Origin of the sequence: Caballeronia sp. SEWSISQ10-4 2 (genome assembly GCF_030464885.1) — a bacterium.
GTDB lineage: Bacteria > Pseudomonadota > Gammaproteobacteria > Burkholderiales > Burkholderiaceae > Caballeronia.
The window spans coordinates 108060-132197 of sequence record NZ_JALPRJ010000016.1 but is presented as its reverse complement, the minus strand read 5'-3'; the positions used below and the strand labels follow the sequence as shown (position 1 = coordinate 132197).

General features: G+C 63.3%; 17 protein-coding genes. 2 read left to right on the top strand and 15 right to left on the bottom strand.

Features of this window, described 5'->3' with window-relative positions:
- Window positions 1-603 precede the first annotated feature (603 nt).
- Window positions 604-1596 (top strand): helix-turn-helix domain-containing protein, encoded by a 993-nt coding sequence (locus M0D69_RS13510; protein ID WP_301782494.1) that lies wholly within the window; start codon window positions 604-606, stop codon window positions 1594-1596.
- A 414-nt stretch (window positions 1597-2010) separates the two neighbouring features.
- Complete coding sequence (locus tag M0D69_RS13505; RefSeq protein ID WP_301782493.1) at window positions 2011-3669, top strand: hypothetical protein; 1659 nt, start codon at window positions 2011-2013, stop codon at window positions 3667-3669.
- A 129-nt stretch (window positions 3670-3798) separates the two neighbouring features.
- On the opposite strand, the gene M0D69_RS13500 is transcribed toward M0D69_RS13505, so the two are convergent.
- From M0D69_RS13500 to tssH, 15 genes are all read right to left on the bottom strand, one after another.
- Window positions 3799-5559 (bottom strand): hypothetical protein, encoded by a 1761-nt coding sequence (locus M0D69_RS13500; protein WP_301782492.1) that lies wholly within the window; start codon window positions 5557-5559, stop codon window positions 3799-3801.
- A 102-nt stretch (window positions 5560-5661) separates the two neighbouring features.
- The gene (gene tssA, locus M0D69_RS13495) at window positions 5662-6804 is read right to left on the bottom strand and encodes a type VI secretion system protein TssA (RefSeq protein WP_301782491.1); all 1143 of its coding nucleotides are present in this window, start codon (window positions 6802-6804) and stop codon (window positions 5662-5664) included.
- Window positions 6801-10955, bottom strand: a complete 4155-nt coding sequence (locus M0D69_RS13490; protein ID WP_301782490.1) for a type VI secretion system protein — start codon at window positions 10953-10955, stop codon at window positions 6801-6803. Before M0D69_RS13490 ends, tssA begins: the two co-directional genes overlap by 4 nt.
- Before the next feature lie 49 nt (window positions 10956-11004).
- Window positions 11005-11757, bottom strand: a complete 753-nt coding sequence (locus tag M0D69_RS13485) for a DotU family type IV/VI secretion system protein (RefSeq protein ID WP_301782489.1) — start codon at window positions 11755-11757, stop codon at window positions 11005-11007.
- A gap of 25 nt (window positions 11758-11782) precedes the next feature.
- On the bottom strand, window positions 11783-13114 hold the full coding sequence (gene tssK / locus M0D69_RS13480) for a type VI secretion system baseplate subunit TssK (RefSeq protein WP_301782488.1): 1332 nt from the start codon (window positions 13112-13114) through the stop codon (window positions 11783-11785).
- A 63-nt stretch (window positions 13115-13177) separates the two neighbouring features.
- On the bottom strand, window positions 13178-13690 hold the full coding sequence (locus M0D69_RS13475; protein WP_301782487.1) for a hypothetical protein: 513 nt from the start codon (window positions 13688-13690) through the stop codon (window positions 13178-13180).
- Window positions 13687-15105, bottom strand: coding sequence for a dicarboxylate/amino acid:cation symporter (locus M0D69_RS13470; RefSeq protein ID WP_301782486.1), 1419 nt, complete (start codon window positions 15103-15105; stop codon window positions 13687-13689). The genes M0D69_RS13475 and M0D69_RS13470 overlap by 4 nt, the downstream gene beginning before the upstream one ends.
- A complete protein-coding gene (locus M0D69_RS13465; protein ID WP_301782485.1) occupies window positions 15102-15812 on the bottom strand; it encodes an aspartate/glutamate racemase family protein in 711 nt (236 codons plus the stop codon). The genes M0D69_RS13470 and M0D69_RS13465 overlap by 4 nt, the downstream gene beginning before the upstream one ends.
- A 9-nt stretch (window positions 15813-15821) precedes the next feature.
- Window positions 15822-17096, bottom strand: a complete 1275-nt coding sequence (locus M0D69_RS13460; protein WP_301782484.1) for a dicarboxylate/amino acid:cation symporter — start codon at window positions 17094-17096, stop codon at window positions 15822-15824.
- Window positions 17097-17128: 32 nt separating this feature from the next.
- Window positions 17129-18013, bottom strand: a complete 885-nt coding sequence (locus M0D69_RS13455; protein WP_301782483.1) for an ABC transporter substrate-binding protein — start codon at window positions 18011-18013, stop codon at window positions 17129-17131.
- A gap of 85 nt (window positions 18014-18098) precedes the next feature.
- Complete coding sequence (locus tag M0D69_RS13450; RefSeq protein WP_301782482.1) at window positions 18099-18341, bottom strand: hypothetical protein; 243 nt, start codon at window positions 18339-18341, stop codon at window positions 18099-18101.
- 12 nt (window positions 18342-18353) lie between these two features.
- Window positions 18354-18740, bottom strand: a complete 387-nt coding sequence (locus M0D69_RS13445; RefSeq protein WP_301782481.1) for a DUF4280 domain-containing protein — start codon at window positions 18738-18740, stop codon at window positions 18354-18356.
- 1 nt (window position 18741) lies between these two features.
- Window positions 18742-19479 carry a toxin-antitoxin system YwqK family antitoxin gene (locus M0D69_RS13440; RefSeq protein WP_301782480.1) on the bottom strand — a complete coding sequence of 246 codons (738 nt, stop codon included), beginning with the start codon at window positions 19477-19479 and terminating at the stop codon, window positions 18742-18744.
- 8 nt (window positions 19480-19487) lie between these two features.
- Window positions 19488-21389 (bottom strand): type VI secretion system tip protein TssI/VgrG, encoded by a 1902-nt coding sequence (gene tssI, locus M0D69_RS13435; RefSeq protein WP_301782498.1) that lies wholly within the window; start codon window positions 21387-21389, stop codon window positions 19488-19490.
- A gap of 10 nt (window positions 21390-21399) precedes the next feature.
- On the bottom strand, window positions 21400-24120 hold the full coding sequence (gene tssH / locus M0D69_RS13430) for a type VI secretion system ATPase TssH (RefSeq protein WP_301782479.1): 2721 nt from the start codon (window positions 24118-24120) through the stop codon (window positions 21400-21402).
- Between the last annotated feature and the right edge of the window lie 18 nt (window positions 24121-24138).

Here is a 24138-nt window from a genome sequence, read left to right as displayed (position 1 = left end):
CGTCTCCTTACCTCCCCGGCCTGAAGTCCGGGGTTTCACGGAGACCCTGATGAATCGTAAATCCTGCGACGTTGACCTCGAAGCGCTCGTCACCGTCCGGTCTGCTTGCACGTCGATTTTAGCGAGAGACGATGCAGTGATCTCTCATCACGCCATCATGGCATTCTCCTTGACGCGATGGTTCGCACTACTGGCGCACATCCGGGATGAAGGAGGCCTCCTTCGTCCTCGCTAAAATCCAGGCGTAGCCTGCCCCCCGACTTTTCCCATCACCGCCACGATCAGGAATCAGAACCTGAACCGGTGTGGCCGCAAACCTGGCAAAGCCCGACTAAGTTTCCGCCGCTAGGGAATTCCTTACCTTATTTTCAGCACTCTTCCATCAAATAGCCCTTCAGCCTCCATCAGTTCGTGCCGTATATAAGATTGCCTGGGAAACATCTGTTTCCGCATCTTTCCGTGTTTAGCCGCGAGTGCCCGGGAAGCGAGGCGACAGCTCCTGGCCGCGAACGCAAGCCAACTCGCGAGTCGGTCAGGTATGGCTAGGCCGCCCCTGCCGGGGATACTCACACAGACGTGAATTCATTGTCTTATCAAAAAATCGTGACAACCAATCTCTCTGGCATCCGTTCCCCTTCCTCCGAGATCGTTTATCAGCACTTCAGCACGCACAACGACGCGACAAAAAACCAAATGCTCGCCTGGCAGGAGCGCACCAGCCATATCCTGGACGTGCCAGTCACGCGCGCCCAGATAGCCGATGGATTCCGGGGCACGATAGACAGTTATCGCGCCGACGACCTGGTGTTCATGTACTGCCGCACCGACCCGCTGGTGCAGATGCGTTCGGTGGCGAGAATTTCCACCGACAACGTGCGCGACTTCGTTTTCCACGTTGCGATGGAAGGAAGCATCGAGACCGTGACGGGCTTATACCCGCAAAACAAGGCGATGCAATCGGTGCCGGGCATTCTGGCCCTGGATATGAATCAACCGATGCGCATGGAGCGCCCAAGTTGCCATGTGGCGGCATTCTTCCTGCCGCGCGCGATGGTGGAGTCCATTCTTCCGGGCGCGGAATCGATCCACGGCCGGGTTGTCGAATACACGTCTCCACTTGCGCGCATGATCCCCGCTCAGCTCGCTACGCTCTGCCGGAGCCTGCACACCATGAGCCCTGACGAGGCGCACGGTGCGCTACGCACTTGCGCCCATCTGATCGTGGCCGCTTTCGGCAAGGAGACGGGTCTCGCCGGCAATGTGCGCGCGGCGGCCCGCGCAGCCATGTTCGATACTGCGCGGCGTTATATCGAGGCCAATCTGCATGAGCCGGCGCTCTCGCCCCAAAGCGTGCTCGGTGTGTCGCAATTGCCTCGCCCGACCTTGTATCGCCTGTTTGAGCACGAGGGCGGTCTTGCAACCTATATTCGTAATCGCCGGCTCCGTGAGGCTGCCGATGAACTGCTCCGGTTTCCAAATAAGGCAGTAGTCGAGATTGCCTACGGGCTGGGGTTCAAGAGTCCGGCAGACTTCAACCACGCCTTTCGCCGCGCATACGACATGCCGCCGCGCGATTTTCGGGCGCGGGCTTTATAGAAATTCACAGGAACTCGCCAGCATTTGAACGAGGCGATTAAGGCGACCAAACGCCGCCTCAAAAATGTTTTAAAACTTGAGACGCTCAATCAATCCGCCGGAAAGGGATCGCCTACACTGCGCCTCATAGGTGCGTCGGCGGATTGCATTGGCATTCGCTGCCCACGGCGAGGACGAGAATCGCCGCCGGGCAATGCGATCTCTCGGGCCATGATCACCCCGCCTCCGACGGAATTCGATTCATCGAGCTTTACTGCTTCGTATTCCTACGCCACGTTTTAGCCCCGTTCTGTTTTCCGCCGTTCACGAACAATGACGCATTGCCCAATACTGGCAAGAGCGTCATCTCGGGCAGCGTGACAGTGGCAGCATTATTTCCAAATCCCAAAACGCTTGTGAACATGGAGGGCCGCTATGCCGCTCAGCAAGCTGTCTACTAGCTTCTTCAGGACTACATCAAAGGAAACACGGGATGTAAATGTCGCGATCGACCAGTTCAATGCAGGTCCGACCGGCATTAATCTGGATAAAATCCAGGCGTTCATCAACGCACCTGGCCGGGCTCACTGGACATCGCAGGCCGGTGAAATCGTGAGACTTGAGCTTGCCATCAATCAGGCACGCCGTGCTCTTGCCGGATCAGGTCAAGTGGGGTCGACTGGAATTCTGGGCGCCACCGCGGTAGTCAATCTCAACCCCACAACATGGATCGAGACATTGTTTGATGACGCTCCGTCGCTTGACGGCGTGAGCTTTGACGGCAGCGGCAAGGAAGGAGCGCAAGGGAACACTCACAAATTGTTGTTACCCAACGGCAAAAAGCTGTTCGCGAAAACCGATCACGGGGCAAGCAAGAATAACGCGGAAACAGAGTGCGAACGCGAGTATCGCGTGTACGAAAGATTCTATAAAACCATCGTAGGACATCCCGAAGGACATCCCAATCTGGTCAAGGTCTGGGGATGGGCCGACATCAAACTCGGGATCCAGCATGAAGTCGGTTTCATCATGGATCATATCGAGGGGCCGGATGGCCGCACCATGCAGAGGTGGCTGAAAGAGGCCTGGGATCTCGGAATCATATCGAGTGCTGAATATTGGAGTTCAATCCAATACATTGGGCGCTGTCACCTCGACGTCATTCACCATCTGCAGAACGCGGGTTGGGCACACAACGACATCAAGTCCGAGAACTATGTGGTTGACTCCATAACCGGCGAGGTGATCGTCATTGACCTCGGAGGCGCGGGCTTGTTGGGCCACAACTGGAACGCCGTGACGGCAGAGTACCTGGCCCCCGAAATGTTGATTGGCGACAAGCCGAATCGAGCGGCAAAGGGAGCCGTGGCGTCTGACCTATTCAGTCTTGGTGCGACCATTGTTCATGCCACGGAAGCCGCTCACGCCTTTCACCCCGTGGCAAGACCGAACAGGGGTCTTGCTTCGAACGTAGCCCCTTCCCGCGTGGTAGGCAGCGGAGTAGACGGTCTAGCGGCCGGCCGTTATAAAAATCCGTTCGAATACGGTGTGGAAACGGATTACACACGGCAGATAAAGAGATTGATGAACGACAATCCTTTGGAGCGAGAAAAGGCTCTCGATGAGCATTCATCCAATAGATTTTTGAACGACAGTATTTTGAATGACCAGCAAACCAGGGACGTGCTGAAAGGGGTGGCTTCCGGCTCTCGTAAAGCGGACTGGGAAGATAGATGGCGTAGAGCCGGAAAAATACCACCGACTTTCACGGCAGTGGATCGGACCTCGCTAGCAAGCACTTTGAAAGACAAGATGCGCCCGTACCGGCCTGAAAGGGGTTATGGGGGCATAGATCTGCCGCCAGACATGACGAAGGAACGAGCCAGAATCGAGGAGCTTGATCTCAATCGAAAAAAGAGAGAGGTGGAGGAGATCGCAAGGTTAGTCAACCAGGCTAACGCATTTCGCATCGACACAAAGCATGCGACGCAGGTCATGAAGGAGCTATTGAAACAAATTCAAAGGGCAGAGTTAATGATTAAAGCGGCGCTGAACCGGCCGGCTGTTGCGGCTGCGCCGCCACGCCGTCGATGATCGCATCCTGGAGCCGGGTAATCTGGCTCCAGGGGAGGCCCCGAACGGTCCGTCCGAAGCTCGCGGTAGTTCGAAGAACCAGGAATAAGAAGGCCAGGCGAATTTACCGGAACGCCACCCGAAAGGACCTCACGTCATCGGGTTGTGCGGGTCGTTCGTGAGCAACGACCATGTACCGCCGCGGCCGAAGTGGGTGCCCGACCTGTGATGTTTGGCGCCATAGCACTTCTTGCCACCGTGGCGGCAGGTCTGGTGCACTTCGTCGTCACGCACCCATTCACCGACGCGCGCTTCCATGTCGCGCCACATATCGTCCTCCTTCGAGGTCCAGTCGAAACACTGGGCGCTCAACACATCCACCATGCCGACGCACGGCCCGGCATAGCGGCTGACCTTCTCCATCTGAGACATGATTTCGGCCGCCTTGGTGCATAGGGCCATGGCGTGGTTGCACGAATTGATGGCGGGAGGCGCCGCGCCCAGCGCCTTTAATGCCACAGCGGCCTTGCCGAAATGCAGCATCAGTTTCGGCAGCATTTTCTCCACGCCCGCGCCGGCCGCGCGGATCTCCTCGGTGGCGTGCGCCTCGACCAGCGCGTGGTTGAGCAGGCTGGATTTGATGATGATGCCGTCCGCTCCCTTCAGGAGGTTGAGGCCCACCTTGTCGCCGATCAGCACCGCAGTGGTCGTGCTCAGCGAAATGGCGTCCTTGCCCAGCTTGGTCAGCCCGCCGGCATCGCCGATAAACGGCAGGAAGATCGAGCCGACCGCGGCCAGTTCGCTGACGACGGCGCCAACCTTCTCGCTGGTGGTGTGACGGCTGTACCAGTGCTCGACGCGGCGCGCGCCGCGCCTGAAATAGCCGGGACGATCAACCTGCTTCCACACCGCATCGAGCATCGCGTCCAGACGCCTTTTGTGCATGTGGTCGGCCGCGGGCGAGTTCGCTGAAACGCGCGCTGTGGCGGGCCGTTCGGCACTGTAGTTCCAGGTGGCGGCATCGGATTGATGCATGCCTGCGACAATTTTTTCGCGAGCGGCGATCATGCCCTTGACTAACTCGGCAATGTCCACCGCGTCCGGCGATCCGGCTGCGGCCGCATCGGTCGGAGGAAAGGTCGCGGGAATCGCAATCGTCGCGTCCGGATGGCGCTTGGCTGGCAAGGTGTGGGTGTGCCTGTTGAGCCGCAGGCCGCTGAACGGGGCGTAACACACGTCCTCGGTAGTGCCGCCCGGGCAGCAACTGTGTTCTCCATGCGCTTCGAACCATGCCTGGAGCGCGGTCCTGAAATCGCCTTCCCAGGTGGCCCATACCTTCGCAAGCTCCTGGTATTTCTCGAGATAGAAAATCAGCAGGTCGAGCGCCGGCAGCGTGTAATTGCGCACCTTGTCACTGTGATGGATAAAGCGGGCCACCGCCTTGATATGGTTAAGCGCTTCCTCGCAGGTGACGAAGTCCGCGGCCTCGGCCGCTTTCACCTCCTTGCCGATGTCGCTCATCATCCGGTAGTGATCGACCGCCCGCCGTATCGCGTCGCCGGCTTCGACCGTCAGGAAGGTGCCGTGACTCGTGCTGGCCGCGTTCGAGGCGCTCGGCAAGCGCTTGAGCCAGTTCCGGTTGGCGCGCTTGTGGTTCTGGCCGATCTCCTCGATACCCTTGCTGATTGCCCAACTCGCCGTTGCGAGGCCGATCAGCAGCGGAATCGCCAGCCCGCTCGTGGCTAATCCGGCGATGGCCACGCTCACGGTAATGCTGACTCCGGTGACGAAGCTAACCTTGTTTTGCGTACTCCACAGAGCGAGGCCTGTCCTCACCTTGTTGGACAGGTAATGCTTGGTCAGCCCCGTATGCGCCTTCGATACGGTGTGAAAAGCGTCACCCATCATCATCTTGGCCGAGCGTGTGGCTACTTCAGGTGTATGAGGCATGACATCTCCGGCAAGCGGATATGGAAGCGGATCGACTGGCCTGCGGTACCGCGAGAACGGCGCTCACTCAAGGCCCAGCATCGAAAGGTAGGCCGCCATATCGCCCTCCTTGCGCCCGATGTCCCGCATCAGTTCCGCCAGCGACATCGGCCCCCACGACAAGGCCCGCTTGAGGAGATACGGCGTGGGGCTATGCGGCTCGTGACGCGCCAGATAGTCGGCGATATCCTCCAGCAGCCGGTACGCGTGCGACCGGTCGACGATCATGCCGGTGAGACTCGCAACGGCTCCTGTGGCAGGCATCGGCATCTGGGCGAAAGCGTGCGTGCGCGCTGGTGCGTGCAGCATTACTGCCGCCTCTTCCTCAATCTGAATTGGTGAGGAAGCAAGCGCATTGCTCACCGGAAGCACCGGCACCGCATGCTCGCCGATCAAACCCGTTGCGGCCCGGAAAAGGTGCGCCAACGCATCCGCGACAGGCGCGAAACTCGGCGCATTCGCATCCAGCCGGAGATCGATCAGCCGTGAAAAGCTGTGCCATACGTCACGCGCCACAACAAGGCTATCCCGCAGCCGTGCGAGCTCGGCGAGATTGCCTGTTCTCACCACATGCTGCTCGAGCAACTCGCGCGTCAGCACACCGTCCTCTTCTGCTCCGGATGTGGCTATGGCCCGTTGATACTCATCGAGGCTGAGCGCCGCCGGCTCACGCCCGTCGATTGCCATGAGAGGAACATTCAACGACAGCGCGAGCGCAAGCGTCTGGTTGAGCCACACAAAAGGTGCGGCTCTCGCGTCGGTATCGGCCTCCTCCAGTTGCGGATATGCGGCATCCCAATAGCGCTCGGCGAGCCCGGTCAGCAACTGCGTGCCGGCCACGAGCCCGTCGATTCCATGCAAATGTGTCCACGCCTCGCAAAGCCATGCAGCGAGCTGAAAATCCTTGCTGCGAGTCTGCAGCGCTTCACTGCACAAGGCGGCCACGGCTTTCCAGTTGGCCTTAATGAGCGGGCGCTCCCATTCCCCCATTGGCAGCGATGGGTCGTCCTGATGCCGTGCATCGCGGATCAGCCGGTAGACCGGGTCGGCGCGCAAGGAGTCGCCCACGCCATCGCCGCCCGGCAGCGGTGCGAGCAAGGCATGCAGGTCGAGGTCAAGGCCGAGGTCCACGTCCATCCCGGCGTCCAGCGTGTAAGGTGAATTCATAAGGCGTTCCAGTCAGGCGCACGGGTTGGGAAGCTCTTGGGCCAGGACAAAGGCATTTTCTTGCCGGCGGCATTCAGCGTGAGGCGCACATAGACCTGTGCGTGCGTCTGTTTCGACAGCAGTGCAAGATCCGCGGCGTTCACCGTACCCAGCGGGAAGTCGAACCTGAGCAGTTGCGCGGCGCTGCTTGCCTGCGCGCCCGCATCGGCCACGCGCTGCTGCGACACAAACGAGATCAGCGCCCACGGATCGGCGAATTGCCAGGTCAGCGTGCGGCCATCGGTGGAGAACGCTCGCTGCTGCGGATCGTTGCTTGCGTTCAGTGGCGAGTCCTTTGCAAAACGCAGCACCAGCGAGACCGGCATGCCGTACTCCCAATGCAATGCGCGCGGTGCATCGTGCAGCGACACATTTTGGTCGCCAATCCTGAGCGTCCAGTCGATCACCTGGTTTGCCGCTATCTCGCCCGTCCGGTTGGCGCGGAAATCGACGTTGACGTCATAGCCCGTCGCCGCTCCGTCAGCCGCCGGATAGAGCGGTGCGAGCAATGCGTCGACCTGCTCGAAGTTATCGACGAACTGGCGCAGCCGCGCGTTGCCCCCAAGCACGCGCTCGCCCTGGCCGTTGCGGGCTTGCTGGAAGATTCGCGAGACGCGTTCATAACGCTTGAGCGTCTGGCCGAGTTCGCCGAAATCGGCCGAACCGGCGTCCGCACTGCCTGCGCTACCCGCCCGCGCCACGCCGTTAAACGGCTGGCGCCCCGCAACGCTCTGGTTGAACGCGTCGGCGAAACCGCCCCACTGCTGCTGGAGATCGCTGACATAACCCTGGCCGCAGCGCGCGAGCAAGTTGTCGTAGAGGCGCACGTGCAACGCGCTGAAATAGTCACCGGTACCCGCTGTGGACGGCCGCGGCGGAAAGTGGCCAAGGCAGTCGCCCGCGCCGGGATCAGTCGCCACCGTACGCACGAACTGCTCCAGCATCAGCAGGCTGCTGTTAGGGTTCTTCAACTGGTAACGGTCGAGATCGCGTTCGATCGCCTGCCAGCGCTGCGCGAGCGGCGTGCCGGCATCGCTTGCACTGAGTGCGGATAAATACACGGCCGCCGGCTTGGCGAGCGCCGCCGCCCGTACGGCCTGCTGATCGAGATAGGCGCCAAGCGCTGCCGTATCGCCGATACCGAACGCCGCCAGCGCCGATGTACGCGCACCGTCCGGCGACCTGCCGGCAGGCTGCGTCGCGTACAGGTCCGAGCGCGTCAGCGCATCGTCGTCGAGACGCAGATGCTCGATCGCATCGCGCGACACGAGCGCATCCAGTTCATCAACTTGCGTTGCAGCGCCCATCTCAGTGAGCATCGCGCGAATCTTCGCAAGGCGCGCGCGTGCGGCATCGAAGGCGGCGCTGTCGGGCTCGCCTTGTATCGGCGTCACGACGGCCGCGGCTGCAACCTGATCGAGCATCAGGCGTGCGAACTGCGCGTCAAGCGCCTGTTCAACGACCGGGCGCAAGGCTCCCGGCAAGCCGGTCAGTCCATCGGCGAGGAAACGCTTGCGGACGTCGCCGAGCGCCGCCGCCTGGTCGAGTTGCGCGCGGTCCCACGTCACGGCAGAACCGTCCGGTACCGAGGGCAACTCCAGATTGCGCGGCAGCACCCAGAACGATTGATTCAGCAGCCGGGTCAGGCCATCACGCAACGCAAGACGCGCGGGCGACACCGTATAACGCGCGTCCTTGTCGCTCCACACGATGCCGCCGTCGGCGCCGCCGAAGCGCAGCGCGAGCTCGCTCCTGAACGCCCGGAACGCGGTGCCCGAGCGTTCGCGCACGCGCGCGGCCAGGTCCGGCCCGAGCAAGCTGGTTTGCGCCACGCGCGCGTACACACGGTCATAGACCGGTCCGGGCGTGAATTGTGGTTGGCGCATCCACGCGCCCTTGCCGGCCGCGAAGAGGTCCTGCTGCACGTCGATGCCCGCCACGACCGCACGGTAGTCGCTCGTGAGCTGCGTGAAACCGGCAATACTCGCGTCGGCGTCGGTCAGGTTACCCAGATGGCTGGTCACCGAGTGCTCAGCCACGAGCAGTGGATTTGCCACGAACATCGCGTTGTCGAGCTGCTGTGCGCCCTTGTCGAGCGTGCAGCGCAGCGCTTGTTGCACTGCCGGCAGGTTGATACCGCCGACGCCATCAACAGCATAGGCGCCCGCGTGATGCGCATCGCGATAAAAGTACGGCAGGCTGCCCGCCACGTTGCCCTGCAGTTCCGCACCGAACGCGAAGCGCACGGCGAGGCGCAACGCATCGGCGTTATCCGCCGCTGGCCGCTGCAAGCGCTGCATCGCCTGCAATGCTGCATCGAGCTGGGTCACCGAGCCCACGTAGCGCTGCAGCGTCCGCATCGCGGCGAGGTCTTCGAGCGCGAGGCTATCGCCTCCGGATGCATCGCCGCTCGCGCTCTGCGGCGCTGCGCAGTCGTCACCGACAATCAACTGGCCGGTGCCCGGATCGCTTGCGACGCCGGTCAACTGGCCCACCTGCGCGAGCATCGCGCGCTCCAGGGCCGTCACAGCGATCTCGCCGAACTCGCGCTCGAAACGCTGCTGAACGCGTGCATTGAGATCGTCCACGATGTCCCACGAGCCGGGCATGAACACGGTCCAAAAGGTGTCCGTGCGCAGCCGGTCGTTCAGCCCGATCAGCGCCAGAGCCTTGCTGCGATACCAGTCCGCCGGTAGCTTCTGGCCGCCCTGCTCCGCCGCGACGCGCTCCTGAGCGTCGCGGCTCAGGGCGTCGAGCGCGGCCACGAGCGGCCCGTTGCGATGATTGAGCTGCGCGGTCGCGACCACGAGGCCAAGTCCCCAACCGCCAAGCACGACGATGCCGCCCCAGCGCAGCGCGCGATGCAGCGCCGGCCGCGCGAGATGCTGCGAGCGGGAGGGCCGCGTCAGGCCGTATTCGAGAAAGATCTTCTTGTCGAAGAGATCGCGCAGGAAGGCGGGCTGAAGCATCAGGTCGTCGGCAGGCCGCACGTCCTGTCCATGAACGACCATCTCCGTGCTTGCCGTTTCGTCGTCACCGAAGCTCGGCTCGCGGTCGTACGAATCGTAGGCGGCCTCCACCACGGCAAGCCCGGACGACGTGTCCTGTTCAACGCCCCGCTGCGCCAGTTCGCTGCTGTCGCCCGTCAGGTAGATGCCGCGGAAAAAGAATGGCTCGTGATAGGCGCTCGGCCGCATCAGTTCATCGACATAAAGCTGCAACTGCGCGCGGATCGCATCGATGCGCGCAGGCAGCAACATGAACTCGCGCGCATCGAGATGCCCCGCATCGAGCGCGAACATTTCAGCGCTCGCGTCGGAGACCGCTCGCTCAATGCTGCCCATTGCCGTGTCGATCCAGTCGGCCTGATAGGTGACTGACAAGTCATAAGGCGACGACCAGCCGAGCATGCTTGCGCGCAGCGGCTCGGGCAACGCACGCGCGAACGCGGCGAAGCCCGTCAGCTTCTCGCAACCCGTCACGATGACGTATACAGCAAAGCGCATCGCAAAGCGGTTCTGCGCAAGCCACAAGCGGCGATGCACAAGCTTCGCGTGACGTACGAGTTCGAGCCGCGCGTCGGTATGATCGGCGAGCAGCATGGCGGCCGGCACGGTGACCACGACGGAATCGAATGGACGCTGCGGCCGGTATTGGCGGCACAGGCTCAGGAATTCGTCCCACGGTTTTTCGTCGCTGTCTTCATCGGGCGAACCCAGGTAGGCCGCCTTGATATCGATCACGATGCCGCGATCGAAGAAGTGCCACGAGATACCCTGGGTCGCGGCCGGACTCGCGGCTTCGGCGCTCAGCACGCTCGCGACGCCCGCCTGCGAGATCGGCAGCGGCCGCGGGTCGTCGCCTTCGCTCAGGACCATGACCCACGGTACGTTGTAGCGCTCTGAGCGCGACGCAATATTGCCTTCGATCAACTCGACGGCCTGCCGGAACGCATTGCGCAACGAATCAGCGCGCAGCCGCACGATCTTGCGCGCGGCCGTCGGCTTGCTCTGCGCGTTGTGCGCGGCGAAATACACCACCGCGCCGAGTACCGCGACAACGACCAGGATCAGCACCGCGAGCGACAGCAGGAACAGGTTGCTTGTCAGCATGTGCGAACTCCCGCGAGCGACAGCATGTGCAGCGGACTCAAACGCGGGCTCATGACTTCACCCTCACTGCCGCATCGCCGCGCAGCGCTTCGCGCACCGGCCATGATTGCCACAGCCACAATAGTTCCGATACCGCCAGCAGCGCCACCATGGCGAGCAGTCCGATCATGGTCCAGCGGCTGACCGTCGGCAGCTTGCGCGGCGCGATATGCGAAATCGTGTTTGCATAAGCGCTATCCGCCAGCACACGCTCGCGTCCGCCGAGATCGGCGCGCCGCTGATAGATGAACTCGTACAGCTCCTCGCGATAGCTGCGCAGTTGTGCTGCCGCGTCCGTGCCGCGAAAGCGGCCCTGGAACCCCATCGCGAGCGAGAACAGGCATATGCGCGCGACGTCCCGGCGCGACGGCTCCCGATCCGACAGCAATTGCTCGATCTTGCGGAACACGAGATCGCCCGCAACGTTGGTGCGAAACAGCGTCGATTCAAGCAGATACGCGGTCCAGCGTTCGCGGCCGGTCCACTGCGTGTTGAGCAGGATTTCATCGGCGAGCACCGCCTTCAGGTAGCGCGCGTCCGCCAGGTTCTCCATGTCGAAGCGCGTGCCTTCGCGATGCGACTGCAAAGTCTGGATCTCCAGCAGGTTCAGCAAATGCCGGCTCATTGCGTGAGCGGCCAGTTCCGGATCGGCCTCGGGCGCTTCCGAAAAGCGCTTTTGCGCTCTTGTGAGTTCGTGGAGAAAGCTGCGAAACTGCGCCATGATCAAGTCGTTTTCTTCGGATTCGATTCGGTTGCGTGCCATTGCCCGGCCTACCTTTTATTGACTGTCAGCCCTTCACGAACAGCAGCATTTCCTGCGGCCGCTGTGCGCTTGCACTTTCATTGGGGTTGCTGATGACGAGTGCCTCGTTTGCAATCACGAGCGCCGAGTCGGCCTGGATTTCGAACAGCAGATAGCCGGACCCCGAGCGAATGCCCAGCTCCTCCGCAAACTCCACAACCCGGCGCGGCGCACCGAGCACCCGGCGGCTGCGCAGCGACGCGTAGACCGATTGCGAGCCCACGACCGCGCCGTCCATCCATGCGAGCAGGTCGCGCTCGGACTGGCCGCGCAGGCCAATGACGAGCCGCGCGCCGAGCCAATCGCGCTGCAGCGCGATTTCGAAAGTGCCGTGGCGCAGTTCGAACTTGTGTTCCCGATACCCTTCGCTGACCTCGGCCACCGCGTCGCGCAACGCGCGCAGCAGCGGCGTGAATACTGCGAGCGGATCGGCGTGATCGTAGTCCGGCGGCACGGGCGGCAAGCCGCCGGGCATCAGCATGGAAAGCGAGCCGGACAGCGAGGCAAGCGCGAAATACAGCGCAAGCGGATGCAGGTGTGGCGTGCGCAGCACTGCTTCGGCAAGCGGCAACGCGGCCAGCAGGCTTCGCAGCCGGTCCTTCAGTTCGAGCTGCGTCAGCCGGTCATCGATCTTCGACGACGGAATCGCCGTCTGCCGCGCGACGAACGCCGCTTTGCCGCGTAACTGTCCGAGCAGCGTGGCGACAGTCGTCCACAGCGGATTGCCGCGATCAATTTCGATGAGAGGTGGAAGCCGCTCGCCAAGACGGACGACTTCGTTGTCGCGATAGACCGAACCAAGCCGCAAGGACACGTACATCGCCGACGGCAACTCGCCGGCCGCCAGCGCGAGATTCGGCATGAGGCGCGAGACGTCAGTGGGCGGCGCCGCCGAGACTTCGTCCTCGACCGGCGCGCCCGCGCTCGAGCGAAAGCGCCGCACCTCGTTGTCGCGCCGCATTGAGGCGGCGACGGGCAAGGTCAGGTAGAAATCGAGCGGCCCGTTTGCCAACTGTTCCGCGAACGGCTCAAGCGATAGTTCGAGCCTGCCGTGCCCGCTCGACTCCGCCGCATAGGACACGGCCGTGCCGTCGGGCATGATTGCGTCAAGCGCGAGCACACGGACCACGCCGGCGGGCAGCAAGCCGCTGTCGAATACGAGGCGGCGCACGCCCCAGCTGAACGGCGCGGCGGCGAGCGTCTGCCACGCGACGAGCGAATCGACCCGCGCGCTCATCAACTGAAAATGCTGTGGCGCGAGTAGCATGCCTTCGAACCATTCAACGCGGTCCACGACCGGGGCGTTGCGCTCATGCATGGCGGTTCCCCTTTTTATGCGTGACAGGAACACGGCGATAGATCAGTGCGGAATTCATCAGTGTCATTTCACGGCCGATACGGAAAACGTGTTGTTGTCGAGCTGCACCGCAAGACGGCCGCTGAACTGTTCGATCCGCACGCGATGAGCGCCCGGGTTTGCATAGTTGGCGAAGACGAGGGCCGCTGCCACGCGCGGCCGGTCGAACGTGTCGCCAGGTACATCGACACGCTGGCCGGGCACGACTTCCCAGCTCCAGTAGCGCAGCGCCTTCGGAAACGTGCTGGCAAGGTCTGCGCGCGCGGAAAACCACTTGGAAGCAGGCAATTCTGCGAGGCGCGCGAGCATGGCGTCGTCGCTCACCAGCACGACGTCGATCGCGACCGGGCTGTTGTTGTTGACGTCGTCGCTCGCCACGAGCGTCAACTGGTCCCACTTCACCTTGTCGCCCTTGAGACTCAGGAATGAGGGTGTCGCGCAACCGGCTACGAGACCCGCGATGCAGACCGTCAGCAACAGACATGCGAAGCGGCGCAAGCGCGCCGGAGCAGGCAAGATCGTTCGGCAATTCTTCATTTCGCTCCTACCCCTATGCCCATCAATACGATCAGCGATGCCGCCATCAGGACGCAAACGGCCGTGAGCGCAAGCTGGCCTCGCGTAAATGAAAAACGCAGGGCAGCGCGCGGCTCCGGCGAAGTGTGCAGATCGAGCAGCGCCAGACGATCGGCAGGCAAACCCGCCGACACGAGTGCGACCACCGTGCAGACGCAAAGCAGACTCAGCAGATTGCGCGGACCTTCGCAAATCAGATCGATTGCGACCAGCAGCACGACGGCCGCTTCGACGGGCAAGCGCAGCATCGACAGCACGAAACCCGCGTAACCGACACCTGCCACGCCGCTCTGCCCGGCCGAGATGAATGCGGCCATCACGGAGGCCGCGCCGATCAACACCATGTCGCCGACGCCGAGCGGGCAGTCATAGAGATTGGCGACGAACACGGCGGCCAGCGCGAAGTACAGCGCAGAGCCGGCGCGCACGAAGACGACGCCAAACGGCACGACGAGCTCCACGACGCCGCGGCTAAAACCGAGCCGCGTGCTCATCGCTTCGATGGTGTGGGGAATCGGCGCCGTCGCGCTGCCGGAGGTCAGTCCGATCAGCATCGGCGCCTTCAGACACGCGACAACGCGCCCGAACGGCGCGCGTGCGCTCGCGGCAATCGCCGCGAGCGCCACGCCGCATAACAACAGCGCCAGCAGCCCGAAGCACAGCAGGAAGCCGCCCATCGCGCTGAGCGTCGCGCGCTCCGTTTGCCCGACTACGTGGGCGGCCGTGCCGAATACGAGCACAGGCAACAGCAGGTTCGCGTGCTTGATGATCGCCTCAAGTGTCCGGTAAATGCCTTCGAACACGCCGTTCAGCACGCTCGTCTGCTCGCTCGTGAGCGCGGCGAACGCCATGCCGAACAGGATCGTTCCCGTGAGGATGCCGAGCGCATGGCCGTCGGCGAGTACGCGAAAGAAGTTATCCGGCACGACGTCGCTCAACACCAGCGCACCCGGCGACGCAGCCGGCCGGCCATGCCCGAAAAGCGTCATGCGCATGTCTTCTGCGTCGGACGCGCTTTGCAGCACCAGTTGCCCAAGCTGCGCGTGCGCGCCGTTCGACAGAGACTGACCCGGCGCCACGGCCACGCCGGCAAGCGTGCCGGCCGCCGCACAGGCGGCCACGAGCGCGACGGCAAGCGCGAACATCGTGCCGATACGCAGTCCCGGACGCGGCAGCGACAGCAGTTGTCGCAGTCCGAAAAACATCGCGAACACGAGCAAGGGCACAGCCGCCATATTCACGATCGCCAGATAGATCTGGCCGGCGAAATACGCGAGCGCGCCGGCGGGACCCGCGAAGACACCCGCGAACGCGCCGAGCCCAAGGCACAGCAGGAGCACCAGCGTGCTGTTCGAAAGCCGTTTTAACGTATTCATTGACGCGTGTTCCAGCCCCGCGCGAGCGCATACGATACGGTCGCGCGCGCGAGTTCCAGCGTGCTGTCGACGAGGGTCATCGGCGGCGCGGACAACTCGCGGGCCGCCAGCGGGATCTCCGTGCAACCCATCACCGCCGCTTGCGCACCGCGCGCTTCCAGGTCGGCCAGCGCCGCTGCGAGTTGCAGTGCCGATTCAGCGTACTCTCCTGCCTTGACCGCGTGGATGCACGCATCGATGCGCTGCTGGGTCGCGTCGTCTGGCACCACGGGTTCCATGCCGCGTGCGCTCAGGATGTTCTGGTAGAGCTCCGAGCGCAGCGTGCCGCCCGTTGCCAGCACCGCGACACGGCGCATGCCCTGCGGCACGGCAGCCACGCAGGTTTCAGCGATATGCAGAACCGGCGCCCGGCTGTGCCCGCGAATCGCGTCGAACCAGTAATGAGCGGAATTGCACGGAATCGCAATGAGCTCAACGCCGTTGCGGTTGAGCATGTCGATACCGTCGAGCATGGCCGGCAACGGGTCCTCGCCGGCTTCGAGCATGGCCTTCGAGCGGTCCGGAATATGCGGCAGGTTGGCGATCAGCAGCGGCAGATGCTGCTGATCGCACGCAGCGCCTGCCGTGCTTGTGAGCCGGACCACGCGATCCATGAAATCGACAGTGGCAAGCGGCCCCATGCCGCCAAGAATCCCGATCAGTGCCATGCCGTTCTCCTAGATCTTGAGCGGACGCGGGCAAATCACCGACACGGCCGCCGTGTTGCCGATGACGAGAATCAGGGTGCGCAGCATGTCGCAGAGCGGATCGACCGCGAGGAACAGGATGAACGCGGCTTCAAACGGCAGGCTCAGGTACACGCAGGTCATGCCTACAAGCGATACGGTCACGAGTCCCGTCATGCCCGCGGAAGCGAACCCGGCGAGGACCGAAGCCAGCACCACCGTGCACACTTCAACGATGCCAAGCGAGCGCCCATACAGTTGCGCGATGAAGAGCGTCGCGCAGACGTAATAGACCATCGGCCCGACCCGCAGCAGCGACACCGTGAGCGGCACCATCAGCTCGACGCGGGCGCGTGCGAAACCAAGCTGGTCAACGAGGCTTTCGATCATGCTCGGCATGCACGCCGCACTGTTGCGCGTGGCGAGCGCCAGCGCGAAAGGCGCGCGCAGCGCTTCGAGCGTCGCGCCAAGCGAATGGTTCGACCGTTTCCAGATGACTACGGCAGCCAGCACGAGCAGCACCACCGAGACAATGAAAAACGCGATCACGAATTGCAACATCGCGTGCAGCGGGCCGACCCCCGACCTGCCGAGTTGCGCCGCGCTCATGCAGAAAAGGATCAGCGGTAGCGGATAGCTCAGCCAGTGCATCAGCTTCTGGCACGCCTGGTAGATCGTCTCCAGCGCCTGGCTCAAGCCCACCGAGATCCGCTCGGGCACGCGGCCCACGGCGAGACCGAACAGCAACGCGAACACCAGCGTCTTCAGCGCATCGCCGTTGGCGAGCGCGGCGAAGATGTTGCTCGGTACAAGGCTCGCGATCACGTCATACAGGCTGAGTCCTTTCACCGCGACGTCCGTACCGTACAGGTTCATCACGGTCTCGCTGGAGCTCGAATCGTTGCCGACCATCAGGCCGAACGTGTGCATGGTCGCGCTCGACAGGTTGGCGCCCGGGCGCATGACGAGCAGCACCAGCGCGCCGACCAGCGCGACCGTCGCCGATGCGCACAGGAACACGGTAACCACGCGCAACAACAGCCGCGAGGTGCCGCCGTCGCGAAACAGGCGCTGGAGGCTGAAGATCACGGCGGACACCATGAACGGCAAGGTGGTCATCTTCAGGAGATTGACGTAGACGTCGCCTACGATGCCGAGTTTCAGCGCCTCCCCGGGCATGAGCAGGCCGAAAGCGCCCCCGAGCGCGAGACTGCCGATCACCGCCCACGGGTTGACGGCGAATGCGTAGATCTTGTTGGATATCATTGTTGCTGTCCCGGTTTTCACGATTGGACTCGTCAGTTATTCGAAGCCTGCAGCAAGGCGGTCACATCGAGTTTCGTGCTGCGCTCGGCGAGAAACTGGTTCACGTACGCGAGCAGCGCCGGCGCGCTGACGTTCACGCCAATCGCGATCGTGTCATCGAGGTCTTCCAGCGTGACGACTCGCAGCCGCAACGAGGCCGTCGGGTCTTGCTTGAGCACGTGCTTGACCTCGAACTCGTCGCGATACGCAGCCGTGACCTCGCCTGCATCCAGCGCCTTGAGCGCTGCCGCCCAGCTCGGATAACTCGTCACGCGGGCGCGCGGGAAATTGGCCAGCACGTAGGCGGAATACGATGAATTCATGACCACGCCCATGGTGCCGTCATACGTGCGGATCACGTCTGTTACAGCTCGGCCGTGTGCGAACTGGGCGAACTTCACGCGGTTCAGCAACAACGCGCGATGCAGCCGGACATAGGGCGTGCTGAAGCTGATGATCTGGGCGCGCGGCAGCGTGCGCGACAGCTTGCTGACCGCCATATCCGCCTGGCCGTTCGCGAGCAGGTCGACGACCGCGTCAAACGTTTTGGCATCGCGATTGAAGCTCACCTTGACGCCGAGCTTCGCCGCGATTTCCTTCGCGATGTCGATATCGATGCCGGTCAGCTGGCCGCTGTGTTCTTCGAAAAACGGTGGCTGGTCAACGCCGAGTACCGCCACCACGAGCTCGCCTCGACTCACGATGCGCGCAAATTCAGGCGCGAGCAGGCGTCCGTCAGGCATCCGTACGAGTCCGGTCGGCGTCGTGACAGGCACGGCGGCGGACGCGGCCGGAGTTGGCGCAGCCGGTGCAGCGGCAGCCGCAACGGGCGCGCCGGCAGCGAGCACCGCCAGCATGGCAGCGGCCCGAAGCCACATGCGAAGCAGCGCCCGGGCGGCGCGGCCGCGCCGCTGGTGCGCTCGAGCAAGAGGTAAAAGCGAAAGCGACATGTCGAATGGCGGTTCAGTTGGTGGAAGGGGTGGATGAAGCCGATGAAGCGACCGGAGCCGAATCACTGCCGGCGCTCGACGGTGTCTGCACGAGAGCACCCGAAGAGACAGCAGACGTAGCCGGCGCCTGCGGAGCAGGAACCACGAAGCGCGCACCGATCTCGAAGCCCAGCAGGAACAGCAGCACGCACAGCAGCAGCGCACAGCTCACCGCGATGCTCACCATCCGCGAGGTCATCGAAAAAACGTAGGGCATCGTGCGTCGTCCTCAGGGAATCAAAGTGGTGAACTGGGCGGGCGCGACGATCGCGATCACGCCGCCCCATGCACACATCAGTTTCGAAGCGTCCTGCAGTGCCGGAAAATTGCCGATCAGCACAGTGGGCGAGCCGGGCACCCACGGCGCCGGCGTCACCGGTATGCACGGCATCGGCGTCAGTGCGCCAAGCGCCGCCGCCGTGGCCGCCGCGACCATCGGATTGGCCGTGCAACTGCATGCGCCGAACGGCATGATGTTGAGCATCGGCACGTGGTCCATCACGGTCGCCGCCGGTGCGCCCGCGAGCACGCCGGTAGCCGGCAGCACGCTCAACGTGGCGGGAGCCGCGCCGAAGCTGCATTGCAACGTCGTTCCCGCAGTCACCTGAATGCCCATGTCAGCCCCTCACCCATTTCTCTAGATGCTTGACGAGGCGTGGCGCGCCAATCGCATCTTCCTGCGGCGCCGCTGCGGTCACGGTGCGCCAATCGCCTTGCGGCTTGCCCTTCGCGTAACGGCGTTCCTCGCGGACCTGGCCGTCAGGGCCGAAGCGGCGCACCGTGCCATGCAGCAGATCGTGCTGATACGACGAGCTCTGCACCAGCGCGCCACTACCCGCGTAATCGCGCATCTCGCCTTCGAGCAAACCCGCGCGATAGTGCGCGCGGCGCACTATCGCGCCGTCGTGCAGGTACACCGCTTCGCGCTCGAGCTTCCCGGCTTCGTAGTGAAGCCGCGAGGTCGCGAGCCCGGACGGTGCGTACGACACACTCTCACCATGTAGCACGCCGAGCGCGTAATGCCGGCGCGCCGCGACCCGGCCGTCCTGATACAGCGTTGTCACGCCGTGCAGGCGGCCGGCGGCATACGACGCTTCCTGAATGAGCGCACCGTTTGCATCGAAGATGCGCACCGGACCGCAGAGCTCGCCACCGATGTAATGCGCCTCCAGCAGCGGTAGGCCACCCGCTCCGTAGCGGATCATCTCGCCGTGCGGCACGCCGCCCAGCAGCGACGTGCGGCAAACCACTTGCCCCGCTGCATCACGCTCCTCGATCACGGTCGGCGCCGGCGCATGTACTCCAGACGCGGCTGGCGCGAGAGGCATGGCTGATGCGGACGGGGAATCGCTCATGAGATATCTCAGTTCAGCTTGATGAGCGCGCCCTTGAGCGCGAGCATCGCGCCGCCGTCGACGGTCTGCGTCGTCGACGCCTTGCTCTGCACTTCCAGTCCTTCATTGGTGAGGGTCGTTCCCGCCTTGTTGCCAAGGGTGGTGCCGGCCTGGTTCTGCATCGATGTCCCGGCCTTGATGCTGATCGAGCCGCTCACGTCGATGACAAGATTGCCGCTGACCTTCAGCGTGTAGCTGCCCGTAACGTTTTGCGTAAATGCGGCGTGATTCGTGTGGGTCTCGTCGCCGGTCACGTCAAGCGCACGCGTGCCTTTGACGGTGTGCGTCTCCTTGCCGGTCTGCACGTCGATCGTGCGGTCGCCCTTCTGGATCGTGTGGGTCTCGGCGCCCGCGATCACCGTGGTCGAAAGCGCGTTCTCGATCGACACGTTCATGTCCTTCTGCGCATGGAAGTACAGCTCCTCACTCTTGAGCTTGTCGTCCATGCGAATCTCGTTGCCCGCCGTGCCTCCCTTCGATGAACGCGACCGGATCACGCTCTGCGTCTGCAGCGACGGCAGGCCGACGGGCAGCGTGTCCTGCTTGTTGTAGACGCTGCCGGTGACGAGCGGCCGGTCGGGGTCGCCGTCCACGTAGCTCACGATCACCTCCTGGCCCACGCGCGGCAGGAACAAATGCCCCCAACCCTGCCCCGCGACCGTCTGCGCCACCCGCACCCAGCATGAGCTGTTCTCGTCGGCGCCGGCTGTGCGATCCCAATGGAATTTGAGCTTGATGCGGCCGTACGCATCGGTCCAGATCTCTTCGCCGGACGAGCCGGCGACAAGCGCCGTGTGCGTCCCCGCTACGACGGGGCGCGGCGTGACAAGCGGCGGGCGGAACGGCACCGACAACGGAAACACCTCGAACTCGTTGTCATACTCGCCGCTCGACGCGCTATGGGTCACGGCGCGCACGGCGTACGGCACGTTAAGCGCACTGTTGGCGTGGCCGCCCAGCGTGAAAGTCGTGCCGGCCGAGAGGCTGTAGCAGGCGCTGCTGCCGCGGCCAATGCGCTGGTCCATCTGCTGCGCTGCGAGCCGCAGGCTCGCCGTTTTGGTACCGTCCGCAGCCGTGGCGTAGCGGCCCGGAAAGGTGTAGCGGCTACCGCTCGCGGCGCTGCCCGAGACCGTCGAATTCGCGCTCAAAATCGCTGCGTTCGTATAGTCGTAGTCGGCCACAATATGCTCGGCTTCCACGAGTCCGGTCGACATTTCAAACGCGCGGATGCGTTTGATATCTGCGTGCGCGGCCGAATCGCTTGAGAACCAGAGCTGCGCGCAGTCCTCGCCGGCATGGTGCGCCGAGGGGCTGTCCGCGAGCACCATCGTGTGCGTGCCGTTGGCGAACGTGAAAAAGTAAAAGATACCCTCTTCTTCCATCAGCCGAGAGATGAACTGCAAGGCACTCTCGTCGTACTGCACGCAGTAGTCGCGCACCGCGTAGCTGCCTGTCACGCGTGACTCGACCGTCACGCCTGCGCCTGACAGCAGCGTCGTGACAATGTCGAGTGCGCTCTGTTTCTGGTAGATCACACGGTTGCTGCCAAGCGCGAGCAACCACAGCGTCGGGGCCATCTCAGCCGAATAAAACCCCTCCTGCGCGTTTGCGCCTACCTGCGCAAAACGCGTGACGATGCCATTGAAGAAACGGCTTGGTCCGGGCAATGCCTGCAGCGTCACGGTCACGCTCTTGCCGACGATTACCTGAGGGTCGAGCAGCTTGTTCGACGAGCGCATGCGCAGATGGAAACGGAACGGTTCCGAGATCGCCTCGCGGCCACCGAAGCCTTCGAGCAGCAGCACATCCGCGCCGAACGGCGTGCTGACCGAAAGCAAGCTGCCGAGCTGGGTTGCCGTCACGTCCGTCACATCGCTCACGTCAGCTCTCCTCGCGCGGCACGAAGCGCAACGCAATGCCGCCAGCTGGCGTGAAGGCGAGATGCACACCGCCAAACGGTTCGGCTACCGAAATGCGCTCGAGCACTTCACGCGCAAGTTCAGGCAACACCGAATGCGTAAGGATGTGATCGACATTGCGTGCGCCGCTGTCCACTTCCTTGCAGCGCTCGGTGATGACCTGCGCGAACTCATCGTTCCACGTGAGGCGTGCGTGATGATTGCGCTCGAAGCGCTGGGCAAGCCGCGTGAGCTTCAGGTTCACGATCGACGTAATCTGTGCGTCGCCCAAGTGGTAGTACGGCACGAGCACAAGGCGGCCGAGAAACGCCGGGCTGAACTGCTTGAGCAGCGCGGGTCTCAGACGCTCGATCAGCACTTCAGGCGGCGGCCGTCGACCACCCTGGCACGCCTCGGTGATGACGTCCTGCGCGGCATTCGATGTCAGCAGGATCAGCGTGTTCTTGAAGTCGATCGACACGCCTTCGCCGTCTTCCATCACACCCTTATCGAAGACCTGGAAGAACAGTTCGAGCACATCCGGGTGAGCCTTTTCCATTTCGTCGAGAAGCACGACGCTATAGGGGCGGCGCCGCACCGCTTCGGTCAGCACGCCACCGCGCCCGTAGCCGACATAACCCGGCGGCGCACCCTTGAGGCCGGAGACGCTATGCGCCTCCTGGAACTCGGACATGTTGACGGTGATCATGTTGCGCTCGCCACCGTACAACATGTCGGCAAGCGCCGCGGCCGTCTCCGTCTTGCCGACACCGCTCGGCCCGACCAGCAGGAATACGCCGACCGGTTTGCCTGGGTCATCGAGATCGGCGCGGAACGTGCGCACGCGCCGCGCGATCGCATCAAGCGCCTCGTCCTGGCCGACTACACGTTCGGCAAGCTTGTCCTGCAGATAGAGGACCGTGTGCAGTTCGTCGGCAAGCATGCTGCCGACCGGAATGCCGGTCCAGCCGGAAATCACGCTCGCGACCATGCCTGAATCGACGCAGACGGGCACCATCGGTTCATCGCTCTGGACCGCTTCGAGACCCTTCTCCAGGCGACCGAGATTGGCGCGCAAGGATGCGCCATCCTCGCCTTCGCTCTCGGCTTCGTTCGTTTGCTCCTGTCCGGCCAGATGCCGCGCGATCTTGCTTCGCCACGCGAGGATTTCATCGACGGCACGCCGTTCGGTGGCGAGCTTGTCGGTGAGGCGGGCATGCTGCGCGCTGCGCTCTTCGAGCTGAACCGCGAGTGCACTGATGGCGTCGTCATGGTCCGCACCCGTGGCAGCTTCGTGGAGCAGGATACGCAACTGGTTCTCGCCCGACTCGATCGCGCGGCCGAGCGCCTCGATCTCTTCAGGCACGCCGCTCTGGCCGATCGCGACGCGCGCGCAAGCGGTATCGAGCACGCTGATCGCCTTGTCCGGCAACTGGCGTCCCGAGATGTAGCGATGCGAAAGTTTCACCGCGTCGCGCACGGCCTCGTCGAGAATCTCGACGCCGTGATGCAGAGACAGCTTGGCGACCATGCCGCGCAACATCTCAATCGCAACGGCTTCGCTCGGCTCCTCGACCTTGACGACCTGGAAGCGCCGCGCGAGCGCCGGATCGCGCTCGACGTATTTCTTGTATTCGGCCCATGTGGTGGCCGCAATCGTGCGCAGCTCGCCGCGCGCAAGCGCCGGCTTGAGCAGGTTGGCCGCATCGCCCTGGCCTTCGCTGCCGCCCGCGCCGATCAACTGATGCGCTTCATCGATAAAGAGAATCACCGGCACGGGTGAAGCCTTCACCTCCGCGATCACAGACTTCAGCCGGTTCTCGAATTCGCCCTTCACGCCGGCGCCTGCCTGCAGCAACGCGAGGTCGAGCGAACGCACGCAGACGTTGACGAGCGCGGGCGGCACCTGCCCCTGCACGATGCGCTGCGCGAACCCTTCAACGACAGCCGTCTTGCCGACGCCGGCTTCTCCGGTCAGGATCGGATTATTCTGGCGGCGGCGCAACAGCACGTCGATCAACTGACGGATTTCTGCATCGCGGCCGCAGATCGGATCGATTGCGCCTTCGCGTGCGAGCGCGGTCAGGTCGACTGTGTATTGTTCAAGCGCTGAACCACGGCCGTTGCCACCCGGCGCGGCGCCCGGCGGCATGACCGGCATCGAAGCCTGCGCGGCGGATGTTTGAGCGGCCCCCGCTGCAAGGACCGGAGCCGAAGCCCGTCCACCGTCTTCCGATGAACCCGCAAGCACAGTGGCCAGCGCATCACGCAAGCTTGCGCGCGGGATGGCCAGCAACGCGGGCGCTGAATCGAGCAGCATTGCGCGCAGGCTATCGACTTCGAGCAGTGCCAGCAGGATCGTGCCCGAGCGGACCTGCTGCTCGCCGAGCAATATCGAACTCAGCAGCCACGCCTCCTGGAACAGCGGCGAAAAATTCGGCGACAACGCCGGCGTGCGGCCATTGCCGCGCTTGAACTGATCGACCGTTTTTTGCAACTGGGCGATGACGTTCGCCGCCGGCACGTTGAAACGCTCGAGGATCGCGCGCAGGTCGGGCGCATCGGACTCGAGCAGTTGCAGCAGCAAATGCTCTACATCCACGTTGTAGTGGGTCTGCCGCACGCAGAGTTGCGCGGCCAGTTCCATAGCGTGCTTGCATACCGGATTGAGCCGGCTCAACAACGTGCGAATATCGATATCCATAAGTGATTGGTCGCTTTA